15 protein-coding genes are annotated in these 15000 nt (G+C 70.1%); 5 read left to right on the top strand and 10 right to left on the bottom strand.

From position 1 onward, the window contains the following. Window positions 1–64: 64 nt before the first annotated feature. From ASG48_RS04105 to ASG48_RS04085, 5 genes are all read left to right on the top strand, one after another. Window positions 65–937: a F0F1 ATP synthase subunit gamma gene (locus tag ASG48_RS04105; protein ID WP_055845722.1), complete on the top strand. Its 873-nt coding sequence runs from the start codon at window positions 65–67 to the stop codon at window positions 935–937. 23 nt (window positions 938–960) lie between these two features. Beyond that, window positions 961–2409 carry a F0F1 ATP synthase subunit beta gene (gene atpD, locus ASG48_RS04100; RefSeq protein ID WP_055845720.1) on the top strand — a complete coding sequence of 483 codons (1449 nt, stop codon included), beginning with the start codon at window positions 961–963 and terminating at the stop codon, window positions 2407–2409. Beyond that, window positions 2409–2609 (top strand): hypothetical protein, encoded by a 201-nt coding sequence (locus ASG48_RS04095; RefSeq protein ID WP_055845717.1) that lies wholly within the window; start codon window positions 2409–2411, stop codon window positions 2607–2609. Before atpD ends, ASG48_RS04095 begins: the two co-directional genes overlap by 1 nt. Next, window positions 2602–3006: a F0F1 ATP synthase subunit epsilon gene (locus tag ASG48_RS04090; RefSeq protein ID WP_055845714.1), complete on the top strand. Its 405-nt coding sequence runs from the start codon at window positions 2602–2604 to the stop codon at window positions 3004–3006. The genes ASG48_RS04095 and ASG48_RS04090 overlap by 8 nt, the downstream gene beginning before the upstream one ends. Window positions 3007–3180: 174 nt before the next feature. Beyond that, window positions 3181–4509, top strand: coding sequence for an MFS transporter (locus tag ASG48_RS04085; RefSeq protein WP_055845712.1), 1329 nt, complete (start codon window positions 3181–3183; stop codon window positions 4507–4509). Between the two features lie 69 nt (window positions 4510–4578). Here ASG48_RS04085 and ASG48_RS04080 read toward each other — a convergent pair whose 3' ends face one another. The 10 genes from ASG48_RS04080 to obgE all read right to left on the bottom strand — a co-directional run bounded on the left by ASG48_RS04080 (window position 4579) and on the right by obgE (window position 14930). Then, complete coding sequence (locus ASG48_RS04080; RefSeq protein ID WP_055845707.1) at window positions 4579–5094, bottom strand: RNA pyrophosphohydrolase; 516 nt, start codon at window positions 5092–5094, stop codon at window positions 4579–4581. Window positions 5095–5173: 79 nt separating this feature from the next. After that, window positions 5174–6316 (bottom strand): divergent polysaccharide deacetylase family protein, encoded by a 1143-nt coding sequence (locus ASG48_RS04075; RefSeq protein ID WP_055845704.1) that lies wholly within the window; start codon window positions 6314–6316, stop codon window positions 5174–5176. 179 nt (window positions 6317–6495) lie between these two features. Further along, entirely contained in the window at window positions 6496–7860 is a 1365-nt protein-coding gene (locus ASG48_RS04070; protein ID WP_055845703.1) for a S41 family peptidase, read from the bottom strand. After that, window positions 7850–9463 carry a peptidoglycan DD-metalloendopeptidase family protein gene (locus tag ASG48_RS04065; protein WP_055845699.1) on the bottom strand — a complete coding sequence of 538 codons (1614 nt, stop codon included), beginning with the start codon at window positions 9461–9463 and terminating at the stop codon, window positions 7850–7852. Before ASG48_RS04065 ends, ASG48_RS04070 begins: the two co-directional genes overlap by 11 nt. Before the next feature lie 195 nt (window positions 9464–9658). Beyond that, window positions 9659–10141 carry a 23S rRNA (pseudouridine(1915)-N(3))-methyltransferase RlmH gene (gene rlmH, locus ASG48_RS04060; RefSeq protein WP_055845696.1) on the bottom strand — a complete coding sequence of 161 codons (483 nt, stop codon included), beginning with the start codon at window positions 10139–10141 and terminating at the stop codon, window positions 9659–9661. A gap of 82 nt (window positions 10142–10223) precedes the next feature. Beyond that, on the bottom strand, window positions 10224–10601 hold the full coding sequence (gene rsfS / locus ASG48_RS04055) for a ribosome silencing factor (RefSeq protein ID WP_055845694.1): 378 nt from the start codon (window positions 10599–10601) through the stop codon (window positions 10224–10226). Window positions 10602–10713: 112 nt separating this feature from the next. Next, window positions 10714–11379 carry a nicotinate-nucleotide adenylyltransferase gene (locus tag ASG48_RS04050; RefSeq protein WP_244486753.1) on the bottom strand — a complete coding sequence of 222 codons (666 nt, stop codon included), beginning with the start codon at window positions 11377–11379 and terminating at the stop codon, window positions 10714–10716. Then, window positions 11376–12692: a glutamate-5-semialdehyde dehydrogenase gene (locus ASG48_RS04045; protein WP_055845691.1), complete on the bottom strand. Its 1317-nt coding sequence runs from the start codon at window positions 12690–12692 to the stop codon at window positions 11376–11378. The genes ASG48_RS04050 and ASG48_RS04045 overlap by 4 nt, the downstream gene beginning before the upstream one ends. A 4-nt stretch (window positions 12693–12696) precedes the next feature. Then, complete coding sequence (proB, locus tag ASG48_RS04040) at window positions 12697–13851, bottom strand: glutamate 5-kinase (RefSeq protein ID WP_055845690.1); 1155 nt, start codon at window positions 13849–13851, stop codon at window positions 12697–12699. Continuing rightward, a complete protein-coding gene (gene obgE / locus ASG48_RS04035; RefSeq protein ID WP_055845687.1) occupies window positions 13848–14930 on the bottom strand; it encodes a GTPase ObgE in 1083 nt (360 codons plus the stop codon). Before obgE ends, proB begins: the two co-directional genes overlap by 4 nt. Window positions 14931–15000 lie beyond the last annotated feature (70 nt).

Genomic DNA, 15000 nt, shown 5'->3' with positions numbered 1-15000 from the left:
ACTGACGCGTGAGGCTCCGCCCGATCGGGGGCGGAGCCGAACCAGCCGGAGACAATCCCGACCCATGGCATCGCTCAAAGATCTGCGGAACCGCATCGCGTCGGTGAAGTCCACGCAGAAGATCACCAAGGCCATGCAGATGGTCGCGGCTGCCAAGCTGCGCCGCGCCGAGGAAGCCGCGCAGGCCGCGCGGCCCTATGCCGACCGCATGGCCGCGGTGCTCGCCAACATTTCCGGCGCCATGGACGGCGACGTGCCGCCCCTGATGGCCGGCACCGGCAAGGACGCCGTGCATCTGCTCGTCGTCTTCACCGCCGAGCGCGGCCTGTGCGGCGGCTTCAACGCCTCGATCGTCAAGCTCGCCCGCATCCACCAGCGCAAGCTCGAGGCCGACGGCAAGACCGTGAAATTCATGGTCGTCGGCAAGAAGGGCTGGGACCTGATGCGCCGGGATCTGGCCTCCAAGGTCGTCGAGCGCGCGGACCTGCGCGAGACGAAGACGCTGGGCTTCGCCAATGCCGACGCGATCGGAGAGACGATCCTGTCGCTCTACGAGAAGGGCGAGTTCGACGTCTGCACGATCTTCTACTCGCATTTCGCCAACGTCATCACCCAGGTGCCGACGGCCCAGCGGATCATCCCCGCCGCGGTCGACAAGCCCGAAGGCGAGACGGGCACCTCGACGGTCTACGAATACGAGCCCGATCCGGCCGAGATCCTGAACGACCTCCTGCCGCGCAACGTCAAGGTGCAGATCCTGCACGCTCTCCTCGAGAACTCCGCTTCCGAGCAGGGCGCCCGCATGAGCGCCATGGACAACGCCACGCGCAACGCCGGCGACATGATCGAGCGCCTCTCGATCTCCTACAACCGCCAGCGCCAGGCGCAGATCACGACCGAGCTCGTCGAAATCATTTCGGGCGCCGAAGCGCTCTAGGTATTTGTGAGAGGAGGCCATCGATGGCTGACACCCAGTCCGGAAGCAACGGCCGCGTCGCCCAGGTGATCGGCGCCGTCGTCGACGTCGAGTTCGACGACCACCTGCCCGCGATCCTGAACGCGCTGGAATGCGACAACAACGGCACGCGTCTCGTGCTCGAGGTCGCCCAGCATCTCGGCAACAACACCGTGCGCACCATCGCCATGGACCTGACCGAGGGTCTGGTCCGCGGCCAGAAGGTCACCGACACCGGCGGCCCGATCGAGGTTCCGGTCGGCGACGGCACGCTCGGCCGCATCATGAACGTCATCGGCGAGCCGATCGACGAGGTCGGTCCGATCGCCCACGAGTCCAAGCGCGGCATCCACCAGTCGGCGCCGCCCTATGTCGAGCAGTCGCCCGAGAGCCAGATCCTCGTCACCGGCATCAAGGTCATCGACCTCCTCGCGCCCTATGCGCGCGGCGGCAAGATCGGCCTGTTCGGCGGCGCCGGCGTCGGCAAGACCGTGCTGATCCAGGAGCTCATCAACAACGTCGCAAAGGCGCATGGCGGCTATTCCGTCTTCGCCGGCGTCGGCGAGCGCACCCGCGAGGGCAACGATCTCTACCACGAGATGATCGAGTCCGGCGTGAACAAGGACCCGCACGAGAACGGCGGCTCCACCGCCGGCTCGAAGGCCGCGCTGGTCTACGGCCAGATGAACGAGCCCCCGGGCGCCCGCGCCCGCGTCGCCCTCACCGGCCTCACCATCGCCGAGCATTTCCGCGACCAGGGCCAGGACGTCCTGTTCTTCGTCGACAACATCTTCCGCTTCACCCAGGCGGGTTCGGAAGTGTCGGCGCTTCTCGGCCGCATTCCCTCGGCCGTGGGCTACCAGCCGACGCTCGCCACCGACATGGGCGCGATGCAGGAGCGCATCACGACGACGACCAAGGGCTCGATCACCTCGGTCCAGGCCATCTACGTGCCCGCCGACGATCTGACCGACCCGGCGCCGGCGACCTCCTTCGCCCATCTGGACGCCACGACCGTGCTGAACCGCGCGATCTCGGAAAAGGGCATCTACCCGGCCGTCGACCCGCTCGACTCCACCTCGCGCATGCTCTCCCCGATGATCATCGGCGAGGAGCATTACACGGTGGCCCGCCGCGTCCAGCAGCTCCTGCAGAAGTACAAGTCGCTGCAGGACATCATCGCCATTCTCGGCATGGACGAGCTCTCGGAAGAGGACAAGCTGACGGTCGCGCGCGCCCGCAAGATCGAGCGCTTCCTCAGCCAGCCGTTCTTCGTCGCCGAGGTGTTCACCGGCTCGCCCGGCCAGCTCGTGCCGCTGGAAGACACGGTGAAGTCCTTCAAGGGTCTGGTGGACGGCGAGTACGACCACCTGCCCGAGGCGGCCTTCTACATGGTCGGCGGCATCGACATGGCCGTCGCCAAGGCCCAGCGCCTCGCGGCCGAAGCCGCCTGATGAGCGATCACGGCGGGTTGCGCATCGCGGACGCCGTGAACGAGACATGCCCGTGGTCGGGGAAGCCGGTGTCGCCGGACTCCCTGACCACCTACAAGGACGCGGTGGTCGGCTTCTGCAATCCCGGCTGCCGCGACAAGTTCGAGACAGCCGTCCTCGCCTTCGAGGACGCGCTCAAGCGGCAGGGCCCCCATGGCTAAGAGCTTCCAGTTCGATCTCGTCTCGCCCGAGCGCCAGCTCCTCTCGGAGAGCGTCACCGCGGTGAACGTGCCCGGCAGCGAAGGCTATTTCACCGTCATGGCCGGCCATGCGCCGATGATGACGACGCTGAAGCCGGGCGTCATCTCCGCGACGCTCGAGAGCGGCACCGAGAAGCGCATTTATGTGCGCGGCGGCTTCGCCGACGTGAACGAGTCCGGCTTCACCCTTCTCGCCGAGCGCGCGACGCCCGTCGAGGAGATGAACGCCGCCGAGCTCGACCGCCAGATCAAGGATGCCGAGGAGGACGTCGCGGACGCGTCGACCCCCGAAGCTAAATCCCGTGCGGCCCACGCGCTCGCCCAGCTGAAGGACTCGCGGGCCGCCCTCGGCCTCTGAGGACCGGCGGCTCCCGGGAGCTGCGACACATACAGGACAAGACGACCAGACCCGGCCCCGCGCCGGGTTTTTTCGTTCGTCCGGCGGTTTCATCCACCCTCGCAATGTTCACCTCGGCGCCCCGCGCCCTACAACCGTCGATGGCGGCGGGGACGGCCGCGGGGAGGACAGACGATGACCCAGAGCCATGGGCTCCTCGGCGAGGCGACGATCCGGCGCGTGACGCTGAAGCTGATGCCCCTGCTCGGGCTGATGTATCTCATCGCCTATATCGACCGGCAGAACGTCTCCTACGCCAAGCTCCAGATGGTCGGCGATCTCGGCATGAGCGAGTTCGCCTTCGGCCTCGGCGCCTCGCTCTTCTTTCTCGGCTACTTCCTCTTCGAAGTGCCCTCGAACCTCATCCTGGAAAAGGTCGGCATCCGTCTCTGGTTCACCCGCATCATGGCGACCTGGGGCCTCATCACGATCCTGCTCGGCTTCACGTCGAGCCCGACGATGTTCTACATCCTTCGCTTCCTTCTCGGCGTCGCCGAAGCCGGCTTCTTTCCCGGCGTGCTCTACGCCCTCACCCTCTGGTTCCCGCAGAGCCACCGCGGCCGCATGGTCGGCTGGTTCATGATCGCGAGCGCCATCGCCAACGCGGTCGGCGCGGCCATCGGCGGCATGCTCCTCGATCTCGACGGGTTCCTCGGCTATCGCGGCTGGGAGTGGGTCTTCTTCGCCACCGGCGTGCCGGCGGTCCTCCTCGCCGTGGTCGTGTTCTTCAAGCTCCCGAGCCGCCCGGGCGACGCGCCCTGGCTGTCCGCCGACCAGAAGGGGTGGCTTGCCGAGACGCTGCGGCGCGAGGAGGCCGAGACGCCGCACGTGGAGCACGGCAATCCCCTCAAGGTGCTGCTCGACAAGCGCGTCATTCTTCTCGCGCTTCTCTATGTCGCCTTTCCGCTCGCCGCCTACGGGCTCAGCTACTGGCTGCCGACCGTCGTCGCCGGGTTCGGCGTGTCAAACACTGTCAACGGCTTCCTGAACATCATTCCCTGGATCTTCGTCGCCTTCGCCCTGTGGTGGACGCCGCGCCATGCCGCGCGCACCAACGAGACGAGCTGGCATATCGCGGGCGCCGCGCTCCTGGGGGCGCTCGCGCTCGTGCTCAGCGTCGTCGCGCCCTCGCCCGTGCTGCAGTTCGCCTGCCTTTGCGTCGCCGCCGCCTGCATCTTCGCGGGCCAGCCGGTCTTCTGGAGCCTGCCGCCGACCTTCCTGAAGGGCGCGACGGCGGCCGCCGGCATCGCCGCGATCAACTCGGTCGGCAATCTCGGCGGCTTCGTCGCGCAGAGCGTCGTGCCCTGGATCGGCGACGCGACGGGCAGCAAGCTCGCGCCGATGCTCTTTCTCGCCGCCTGCCTCGCGGTGGCGGCCGTTCTCGTCTTCGTCGTGAAAGGCGCCCTTCGGCGCGACGCGCGGCCGGCCCTGCCGGTGCGCGGCCTCGGCGAGCGCACGCGCTGAGGTCTCGCCTCTGCCCGGAGCGGGCGAAGGCTCCGCCCCCCTCCCGCCTTCGGCCGAGGCCGGACGGACCTAGACCAGCTCGAACGGCCGGAAGGCCCGCACGACCTCCTCGTAGACGCCGCGCTTGAACGGCACGACAAGGTCGAGCACCTCGTCCATCGACTTCCACGCCCAGCCGTCGAACTCCTGCGCATGACCGCCGGGCGGCGGCGCGATCTGGATCTCGCTCTCCTCGCCCTCGAAGCGGAACACGAACCAGCGTTGCTCCTGGCCGCGATAGCGGCCCTTGAGCGCGACGCCGACGAGATGGGGCGGCAGATCGTAGCGGATCCAGTCCGGCGTCTCGCCGAGAAGCGTCACCGAGCGGATGCCCGTCTCCTCATAGAGCTCGCGCCGCGCCGCCTCCAGCGGGTCCTCGCCCTTGTCGATTCCGCCCTGCGGCATCTGCCAGAGCTGAACGGCCCCGGTCATCTCGCCCTTGTCCTCGACGAGCCGCCGGCCCGTCCAGACCTGACCCTTCGCGTTCAGCACCATGATGCCGACGCAGGGCCGATAGGGCAGCGTCTCGAATTCGATGGGTTTCATGCCGGCAACTCCCGCGGTCTCAACGTGGCCAGACGGGATTAGAGGGCGCGCCCCGTGCGAGGCAAGCGCGGCCGGGTTCTCAGCGGGCGCCGGGATCGAAGGCGAGCGCGGAAACGGGCACGATCTCCACCCCGCGCTTGCGCGCCTCCGCGCTCCAGGCCGCGATGGCCGCGACCGACGTGTCGAAGGCCGAGGCGACGCCGATCGCCGTGCCTTCGGCGCGGGCCACCGCCTCGAGCTGGTCCAGCGCCGCGGCGATGTCGGCGGGGTCCTGGCTGCGGTCGAGGACGAGGCTCGCCGCCGCTGCCGGTACGCCCGCCTGAAGCGCCGCGTCCTTCGACAGCGAGCGCAGCGCGCTCGAATCGTCGAGATACATCAGGCCGCGCCGCGACAGCTCGTCCATGAGGCCCTGCATGGCGCCGGGGTCTGTGGCGAAGTGACCGCCCATATAGTTGGTGATGCCGACATAGTTGGTGGTGCGGCCGAGCGCGGCATAGAGCGCCTCGAAGGCGCCGGCCCGGGCGCTCGCGATCGTCAGCGTGTTCTCGCCCGGATCGACCTGCGGATAGCCGACCGGCTCCATCGGCACCTGCATCAGGAGTTCGTGGCCGGCGCGGCGGGCCTCCTGCATCCAGCGGTCGAGGCTGTTGCCGGCGGGCGCGAAGGCGAAGGTGACGCCCGCGGGCAGGCGGGCGATGGCCGCCTGCGTGCCCGTCTGGCTGATGCCGAGGCCGCCGACGACGATGGCGACACGCCGCCCGGCGACGCCGCTCCAGGGCGCGGAATAGACGTCGAAGGGCCGTCGCCCGTCCGCCGCGCGGATCGGCAGCGGTCCATAGGCGCTGTCCTCCACGAGGTCGGGCTCGGGGCGATGGGCGATCATCGCGGGCTGGCGCAGCGATCCGGGATCGAAGACCTCGAACGTCGCCGGCGCGGCGGCGAAGTCGTCCGGGCCGACGCCGCGGATCACGGTCGGCGCGGGCGGCTCGGGCCTGCGCGGAAGGGGTGCGGCGATGGCGACCGGCGCCGGCGGCGCCGCGCTCGCTTGCGGTGCCCCGAGATCCTCGCGGCCGAACTGCCCTTGTCCGAAAGAAGCGAGACCGGAAGCGGCGAGCACGAGGGCGAGCGCCGCGCCGGCGGCGAGATCGCCGACCGAAAGGCGCCGGGCGGATCGCCGGTCGGGTCTGTCGAGGCCGAGGGGTTCGTAGAGTGAGGCGCGCATGAGCCGTTTCTAGGCCGCGAGGCTTTCTCGGGGCTCGCCGCTTCCGGGCCACGAGGCGGGAGGCGTGAACGAAAAAGGCCCCGGCATGCGCCGAGGCCTTTCGTGGGTCGCGCCGGGCACGAAGGCCCGATGCCGTGATCGCAGCGCGGACCCGGGAGGCGTCCCGGTTCCGCCTGCCTTCAGTTGGCGGCCTTCGTCGTCGCGGCGGCGGCGTTCGCCTCGCGCTTGGGCGGGAAGGAGGCGTTGGTCTTGGTGCCGCGCAGGAGATCCAGCGCGTATTGCAGCTGCAGGTCGTCCTTCATCTCCGGCGGCACGTAGTCGAGCGAGCCCGAGCCCTCGGCATTCTCTTCCTTGCCGGTGATGTGGCCGCGCAGCGAGGATTCGCCGCGCACGACCTCGGCGGTGGATTCGAGACCCATCTGCTTCTTGATCTCGTCGGGCAGGGGCTGCTCGACCGTGATGTCCGGATCGATGCCGCGGCCCTGGATGGAGCGGCCGGACGGCGTGTAGTAGAGCGCCGTCGTCAGGCGCAGCGCGCCGTTGCCGCCGAGCGGGATGATGGTCTGAACCGAGCCCTTGCCGAAGGAGCGCGAGCCGACGACGGTGGCGCGGCGCTGATCCTGCAGGGCACCGGCGACGATCTCGGAGGCCGAGGCCGAACCGCCATTGACGAGGACGACCAGCGGCTTGCCGCCGATATCATCGCCCTGGCGGGCGTTGTAGCGGCGCGTCTCTTCCGGGTTGCGGCCGCGCGTCGAGACGATCTCGCCATTCTCCAGGAAGGCGTCGGAGACCGAGACCGCCTCGTCGAGGAGGCCGCCGGGATTGCGGCGCAGGTCGAGCACGAAGCCCTTCAGCTTGTCGGCCCCGACCTTCTGCGTGATGTCGGCGATGGCCTCCTCCATCCCGACGGTCGTCTGCTCGTTGAACTTGAGGAGCTTGATGTAGCCGACGTCGTTCTCCACCGTGTGGCGCACGGAGGGCACCTTGATCTCGTCCCGCGTCAGCGTGAGGCGGATGGGCTTGGTGGCGCCATCGCGCACGATCGTGAGGGTGACGGGCGTGCCGATGTCGCCCTTCATCTTCTCGACCGCGTCCGACAGGGTGAGGCCGCGCACTTCCTCGCCGTTGATCTCGGCGATGAGGTCGCCGGCCAGAACGCCGGCCTTGTCGGCGGGCGTGCCCTCGAAGGGCGAGACGACCTTGACGAGCTCGTTCTCCATCGTGACCTCGATGCCGAGGCCGCCGAACTGGCCGCGCGTCTCCGTTCGCATGTCCGCCGCTTCCTTGGCGTTCATGTAGGAGGAGTGCGGGTCGAGCGCGGTGAGCATGCCGTTGATGGCCGTCTCGACCAGCTTCTGGTCGTCGGGCTGGTCGACATACTGGGCGCGCACGCGCTCGAAGACGTCGCCGAAGATCGCAAGCTGACGATAGGTGTCGGAGCCGGCGGCGTTGGCGACGCCCGGCTGCTGACTGACGATGACGGTCATCGCCGTCGCCCCCATCAGCGCGCCGGCGAAGAGTATCGAAAGCTTACGGATCATTCCTCGTCCTTCCAGAAGGTCCCTTCGTCCACCAAGGGGACGGATCGACCGGTTTGCCGTCCTTGCGGAACTCGACGTAAAGCGCAGGCTCGGAGGCGTCGAAATCGGCACCTGCCACGCTTGCGAGCCGCCGGTCTCCCATCACCGCTACGGGCTCTCCTGCGGAAACGAATTGGCCGACCTCGACGTCGATCCGGTTCATCCCAGCCAGAACCACATGATAGCCATCGCCGGCGTCGAGGATCAAGAGTTGGCCGTAAGAGCGAAAGGGCCCTGAGTACAAGACATTGGCATCGGAGGGCGCCGTCACGACGTCGCCCGCGCGCGCCGCGAAGGTCGCCCCGGTCGAAAGGCGCCCGATATCGTCGCGGTCCCCGAAACCCGCGATCTGGCGTCCACCGACGGGCCCGGACAGACGGCCTTTCATTGTCGAAAATGCGGCGGCCGGCTCCAGGCGCTTCAGGTCACGGCGAAGTGACGCCACGTCGTAGGCGGGGGCCGCCGGCGGCGCGGGCTCGAGGGCCGCGATCTGCGGCTCCTGCGGCTTCGGCGACTCGATGTCCGCCGGCGGGGTCGCGGCCGTCCCGGCGCTCCGCGTCTGGGCTTCGCGCTCGGCTTTCAGGCGCGCGGCCTCCGCCTCGGCCAGGGCCGCAAGGCGCGTGCGCTCGGCCTGCGCGGCGAGCGCCGCCGCCCGTGCCGCCTCGGCCTCGCGCAGGGCCGCCTGCCGCGCCGCCTCTTCCTCGCTCGCCCGCGCCTTGGCCGCATCCGCCTCGAGCGCTGCGATCAGCTCCTTGAGGTCGCCGGCCTTGGCCGCGAGTTCGCTCGCACGCGCCGCCTCGCTCGCGCGCCGATCGCGGTTCGTCGCCTCCAGCCGTTCCTTTTCCAGGAACAGCCTGCCGAGGCGCGCCTCCTCCTCGCGCTCGGCGCGGAGGTCGGTCGCGAACCGCTCCTTCTCGGCCACGATACTGGCGCGCACGGTGGAGAGGCGTTCGAGATCGGCGAGAAGCCGGCGCGTCTCGTCGCGGATGGACGGCACGACGGAGCCGAGAAGGATGGCGCTGCGCACCGAGCCGAGCGCGTCCTGCGGCTTGACGAGAAGGGCCGGCGGGGGCGTGCGGCCCATGCGCTCGAGCGCGGCCAGCACCTCGGCCAGAAGCGAGCGGCGCTCGACGAGCGAGGCCTTGATCGAGCCCTCCTCCTGCGAGAGCCCGGCGATGCGCTGGCCGGTGTCGGACAACGCCCGGCTCAGATCCTTCTGGCGGGCGGCGGCCGTGACCATGGCCTCGCGCAGCCGGTCGCGGTCGCGCGACAGCGCGGCGATCTCCGCGTCGAGGTCGCGCACGGTCTCGGTGCCGAGCTCGATCGAACTGGAGATCGCGGCGAGTTCCCGGACCGTGCGCAGGCGCTGGTTCTCGAGGATGAGCGCGCGGCTCTCGGGCGCGGGGCCCATGATCGTGCCGGTGGGCGCCGGATCGAGACCGGCCGTGCCCTGGCTCGAGCGACCTTCGGCCGTCGCGCCGGCTTCGGACGCGGGCGGCGGAGCACCGAGCGCCGGCGCGCCCGAGAGCCAGGCAGCCGCGAGGGCCAGGGCGAGCGCGCCCATCGCGCTTCCTCCCCTCGTCGTCCCGCTGCTGCCCAGAGCACCGCTCCGCCTCACCCGCGATCTCCCCGAACCGCCTGCCATGCCCGATCCTGGCTGAAGGCCCTTAAGATTTCATCAACCATGGCCGGCGCGTCGCCTCCGCGGCCGGACCCGAAGGCGCGGGCCGGCGACGGGCCGGCTTCAAACTACGCCCGATCAGACCCGGTGATAAGGGTGGCCGGAGAGGATCGTCACCGCGCGGTAGAGCTGTTCGGCCAGGAGAATGCGCGCGATCTGGTGCGGAAAGGTCATGCGTCCCAGCGCCAGGACGAGGTCGGCGCGCTGGCGCAGCGCCGGATCGTGGCCGTCCGGCCCGCCGATCAGGATGCCGAGACCCCGTCGCCCCCCGTCGCGCAGATCGGCGATCGCCCGGGCGAATTCCTCCGAGGAGAGCGTCCTGCCGCGTTCGTCGAGGACGATCGACGCGGCGCCTTCCGGCAGCGTCGCGGCGAGGCGCGCGGCCTCCTCGCGCTTGCGCATCTCGGCCTGGGCGCCGCGCGACTCGGGAAACTCGGACAGGCCGGCATAGTCGAGGCCGACCGGCCCGCCCGTCGCGCCGAAGCGCTGCAGGTAGCGGTCCACGAGCTCGCGCTCGGGGCCGGCCTTCATCCGCCCGATGGCGGCAAGGCTCACGCGCATGGCGCCGGTCTCCGGGGCGGCCGTCCGCGCGGCGTTCGGCTCCGGGGCGCCCGGCCGGCGCCCCCGGTCATCGCAGCGGCGATCAGTGGACCGTCGCGTCGTCTCCGACCGTCCACATCTTCTCGATATTGTAGAAGGTGCGCACCTCGGGGCGGAAGATGTGGACGATGATGTCGCCCGCATCGATCAGCACCCAGTCGCCGTTCTGCAGTCCCTCGACCTTGGCATTGCCGAAGCCCGCCTCCTTGAGGTCGCGCAGCAGATGGTCGGCGACGGCGGCGACATGTCGATGCGAGCGCCCGGAGGCGATCACCATGGCGTCGGCGAGGGCCGACTTGCCGGTCATGTCGATGGAGACGATGTCCTCGGCCTTCGAGTCGTCGAGGCTCGAGATCACGAGAGCGAGCGCGGTGCGTTCGACCGACCGGTCGAAGGCTTTCGCTTCGGAAGGAGACGTCACGAGGGTCTCTTCCGTTTCAGCCGCAGGTCTCAGCGTCGTTCTTCCTTTCGCGGGGGCGGAACAGGCCCGTTGCCTGTCGCCTCGTAAAGAGTGGCAAGTTATCGTCACGGTTTCAAGACGCGATGCTTGGCCGCATCATGCGGCTCTTGCGCAAGGCCGTGGACGAGGTGGCCGATCTCGGGCCGTGCAGCACGGTGAAGACCGGAGGTGTTAGCCCGGGCAGCGCGCGGGCGCGCCGCTCGGGCAGGCGGAAACGGGACAGCGCCTGCGCGGCGGGCGCCGAGAGCACGGCGAAGGTGGAGCCGGGGCGATCCACGACCGCGATGGGCATGGCCTGTGCGATCGAGCGGAAGTCCCGCCAGCGGTGGAAACTGGCGAGGCTGTCGGCGCCCATGATCCAGACGAAGTCGAGGTCCGGCCGCCGCGCCCGGAGATAGGCGAGCGTCTCGGCCGTATAGCGCAGGCCCTGCGCGGCCTCGAAGGAGGTAACGCGCGTTCCCGGCCCCCCCGCCAGGGCCAGAACGGACGCGTGGCGCTCGGCGAGCGTCGCCGCCGTGCCCCGCCGCTTCAGCGGGTTGCCGGGCGTGACGAGCCACCAGACCGCGTCGAGCGAGAGGCGCCGGCGCGCCGTCTCGGCCACGAGGAGATGGCCCGCATGCGGCGGGTCGAAGGAGCCGCCGAACAGGCCGATCGCCTGGCCCCGGCCGGCCGGCGGCAGGCTCAGGGCCTGCGGCGAGAGCCCCGCCAGATCGGACGATGGCAGGCGTGAAACCGTCACGGGCGCGTCTGGCCCGTCCCGCGCACGCGGTAGTTGAAGCTCGTCAGCTGTTCCACCCCCACCGGCCCGCGCGCGTGCATCTTGCCCGTCGCGATGCCGATCTCGCCGCCGAAGCCGAACTCGCCGCCGTCGGCGAACTGGGTGGAGGCGTTGTGCAGGAGAATGGCCGAATCGATCGAGGCGAGGAAGCGCTCGGCGACGGCCGCGTCCTGCGTCACGATCGCCTCGGTATGGTGCGAGGAATGGCGGGCGATATGGGCGATGGCCCCGTCCAGCCCGTCGACCAGGGCGACGGAGATGATGGCGTCGAGATATTCGGTGTCGAAATCCGCCTCGCTCGCCAAAGCGGCGGCGGGATAGAGGGCCCTCGCCTCCGCGCTGGCGCGGATCTCGCAGCCGGCCGCCGCCAGCGCGTCGAGGACGGGCGCGAGCAGCCGTCCGGCGCCCGCGCGGTCGACGAGAAGCGTCTCGGCCGAGCCGCAGACGCCCGTGCGCCGCATCTTGGCGTTCAGCGCGATCTCCACCGCCATGGCGAGGTCGGCCGCCCCGTCGAGATAGAGATGGCAGAGGCCTTCGAGATGGGCGAAGACCGGCACGCGCGCCTCGCGCTGCACCCGCGCCACGAGGCTCTTGCCGCCGCGCGGCACGATCACGTCGATGGCGCCCGACAGGCCCGTAAGCATCTCGCCGACGGCCGCCCGGTCGCTCACCGGCACGATCTGGATCGCCGCTTCGGGCAGGCCCGCGACGCGCAGGCCCTCGGCGAGGCAGGCGTGGATCGCCGCCGAGGAGGCCGACGAATCCGAGCCGCCGCGCAGGATCACGGCATTGCCGGCCTTGAGGCACAGCGCCCCGGCATCGGCCGTCACGTTCGGCCGGCTCTCGTAGATCACGCCGATCACCCCGAGCGGCGTGCGCACGCGCGAGATGGACAGGCCGTTTGGCCGCTCCCATTGCGAGATGACCGTCCCGACCGGGTCCTCCAGCGCCGCGACCTCGCGCAGCGCCCCGGCAATGCCAGCGATCCGCTCGGGCGTCAGCGTCAGCCGGTCGATGAAGGAGGGCGCCAGTTCGTTGGCTCTCGCCCGCGCCAGATCGCCCTCGTTGGCCGCCAGGATCGCGCCGGCGCGCGCCTCGATTGCATCGGCCGCGGCGAGAAGGGCTTTGTCCTTGGCCGCGCGCGGCGCGAGCGCCAGCACGGCGGCGGCGGCTTGGGCCTGCTGGCCGATTGCATGCATCAGGCCGGCGATATCCGCGTCCTCGCTCGTCGGCGCATCGTTCGTGGCCCGGCCGAGGGTGGCTGTGCTCGCCATGGCGTCAGGCCTCCTGCACGGTAGACGTCAGGGCGACCTCGTCGCCGCCCTCCACGACGAGATCGTCGCGATGGATCATGACGGCGCGCCCTTCGTAGCCGAGCGCCGCCTCCAGATCCTGGCTGCGCAACCCCGCGATGCGGCGCGCCTCCTCGGCGTCGTAGGCCACGAGCCCGCGCGCGACGGTGCGGCCCGTCTCCGATTCCACCGCGATCGTGTCGCCGCGCCGGAACGTGCCGTGCACGAGACGCACGCCGGCCGGAAGCAGGCTCTTGCCGCTGCGCAGCGCCTTCAGCGCCCCCTCGTCGACGACGAGACGCCCCGCGGTCGACAGATGACCGGCGATCCAGCGCTTGCGCGCGGTCACCGGGTTCTCGGACGCGGCGAAGAGGGTCGCCTTCTCGCCGCGCTGGATGGCCGAGAGCGGATAGAGGCGGTTGCCGGCGGTGATGATCATCGCCGCCCCGCTAGCGGTGGCGATCTTGCCGGCGTCGATCTTGGTCTTCATGCCGCCGCGCGAGAGTTCCGAGCCCGCCGCCCCGGCCATCGCCTCGATCTCCTGCGTGATGCGCTCGACATGGGGAATGTGCGTCGCCGAAGGGTCCTCGGCGGGCGGGGCGGTGTAGAGCCCGTCGATGTCGGAGAGGAGGACGAGGAGGTCGGCGCCCATCATCGTGGCGACGCGGGCGGCCAGACGGTCGTTGTCGCCGTAGCGGATCTCGGAGGTCGCCACCGTGTCGTTCTCGTTGATGACGGGCACGGCGCCGAGCGAGAGCAGCGTGCCGATCGTGGCGCGTGCGTTGAGATAACGGCGGCGTTCCTCGGTGTCGAAGAGGGTGAGCAGGATCTGCCCCGTCTCCAGCCCGTGCCGGCCGAGGATTTCCGAATAGGTCCGCGACAGCGAGATCTGGCCGACGGCGGCCGCCGCCTGGCTCTCCTCGAGCTTCAGCGGTCCCTTCGGCATCTTCAGGAGCTTGCGCCCCAGCGCGATGGCGCCCGAGGAGACGACGAGCACCTGCCGCCCCTCGGCCACGAGCCGCGCCACGTCCTCGCCGAAGCTCTCCAGCCAGGTGCGCCTGAGACCCCGCTCGCGGTCGACGAGAAGCGCCGAGCCGATCTTGACGACGATGCGCGAATGTCCCGCGAGAAGGTCGCTCATCGCGTCCCGTCCTCGCCATCCCGTTCGCCAAAGGCCTCGCGCTCGCGCGCCGCTTCGGCGAAGCGGTCGATCTCGGGCTCCTCCACGGGGTTGAGGCCGGAAATCTCGGCCCGCAGGCGCCGCAGCGCCACCGTCATGCCCTCGCGCGTCACGGCCGAAAGCTCGATGGGCTTCACGCCGGCCACCGCCTCCAGCGCGGCGATCTTCTCGGCGCGCTCGTCCTCGTCGAGGAGATCGACCTTGGAGAGGGCGAGGATTTCGGGCTTCTCGGCCAGACCGTGTTCGTAGGCGGCCAGTTCGTGGCGCACGGTGCGATAGGCCTTCGCGACGTCGTCCTCCGTCGCCGAGACGAGATGCAGGAGGACGCTCGTGCGCTCGACATGGCCGAGGAATCGGTCGCCGATCCCCACGCCCTCGTGCGCGCCCTCGATCAGGCCGGGAATGTCGGCGATGACGAACTCGGCCTCGTCGATCTTGGCGACGCCGAGGCCGGGATGGAGCGTGGTGAACGGATAGTCGGCGATCTTGGGCCGCGCCCGCGTGACGGAGGCGAGGAAGGTGGACTTGCCGGCATTGGGCAGGCCCACGAGGCCGGCATCGGCGATGAGCTTCAGGCGCAGCCAGAGCGTCAGTTCCTCGCCTTCGAGGCCGGGATTGGCGTGGCGCGGCGCCTGGTTCACCGAGGACTTGAAATAGGCGTTGCCGAAGCCGCCATTGCCGCCCGCCGCGATGCGCACCTTCTCGCCGACATGGGTGAGGTCGCAGAGGAGCGTCTCGTTGTCCTCGGCGAAGATCTGCGTGCCCGCCGGCACTTTCAGCGTGATGTCGTCGCCCTTGGCGCCGGTGCGGTTGCGGCCCATGCCGTGCATGCCGGTCTTGGCCTTGAAATGCTGCTGGTAGCGGTAGTCGATGAGCGTGTTGAGGCCGGCGACCGCCTCCACGAACACGTCGCCGCCCCGCCCGCCGTCGCCGCCGTCCGGCCCGCCGAACTCGATGAACTTCTCGCGCCTGAAGGACACCGCGCCCGCGCCCCCGTCGCCGGACCGGATATAGACCTTCGCCTGGTCGAGGAATTTCATGGGATCTCTTCTTCCGTCGTCATGCGCGACCGCCGGCCTCTCGGCCCGTCCGGTCCGCTCTGTCCTTAAC

It is taken from the genome of Aurantimonas sp. Leaf443 (assembly GCF_001425575.1).
GTDB lineage: Bacteria > Pseudomonadota > Alphaproteobacteria > Rhizobiales > Rhizobiaceae > Leaf443.
The sequence above is the reverse complement of the archived record's forward strand: the minus strand, read 5'-3'. Positions and strand labels throughout refer to the sequence as shown.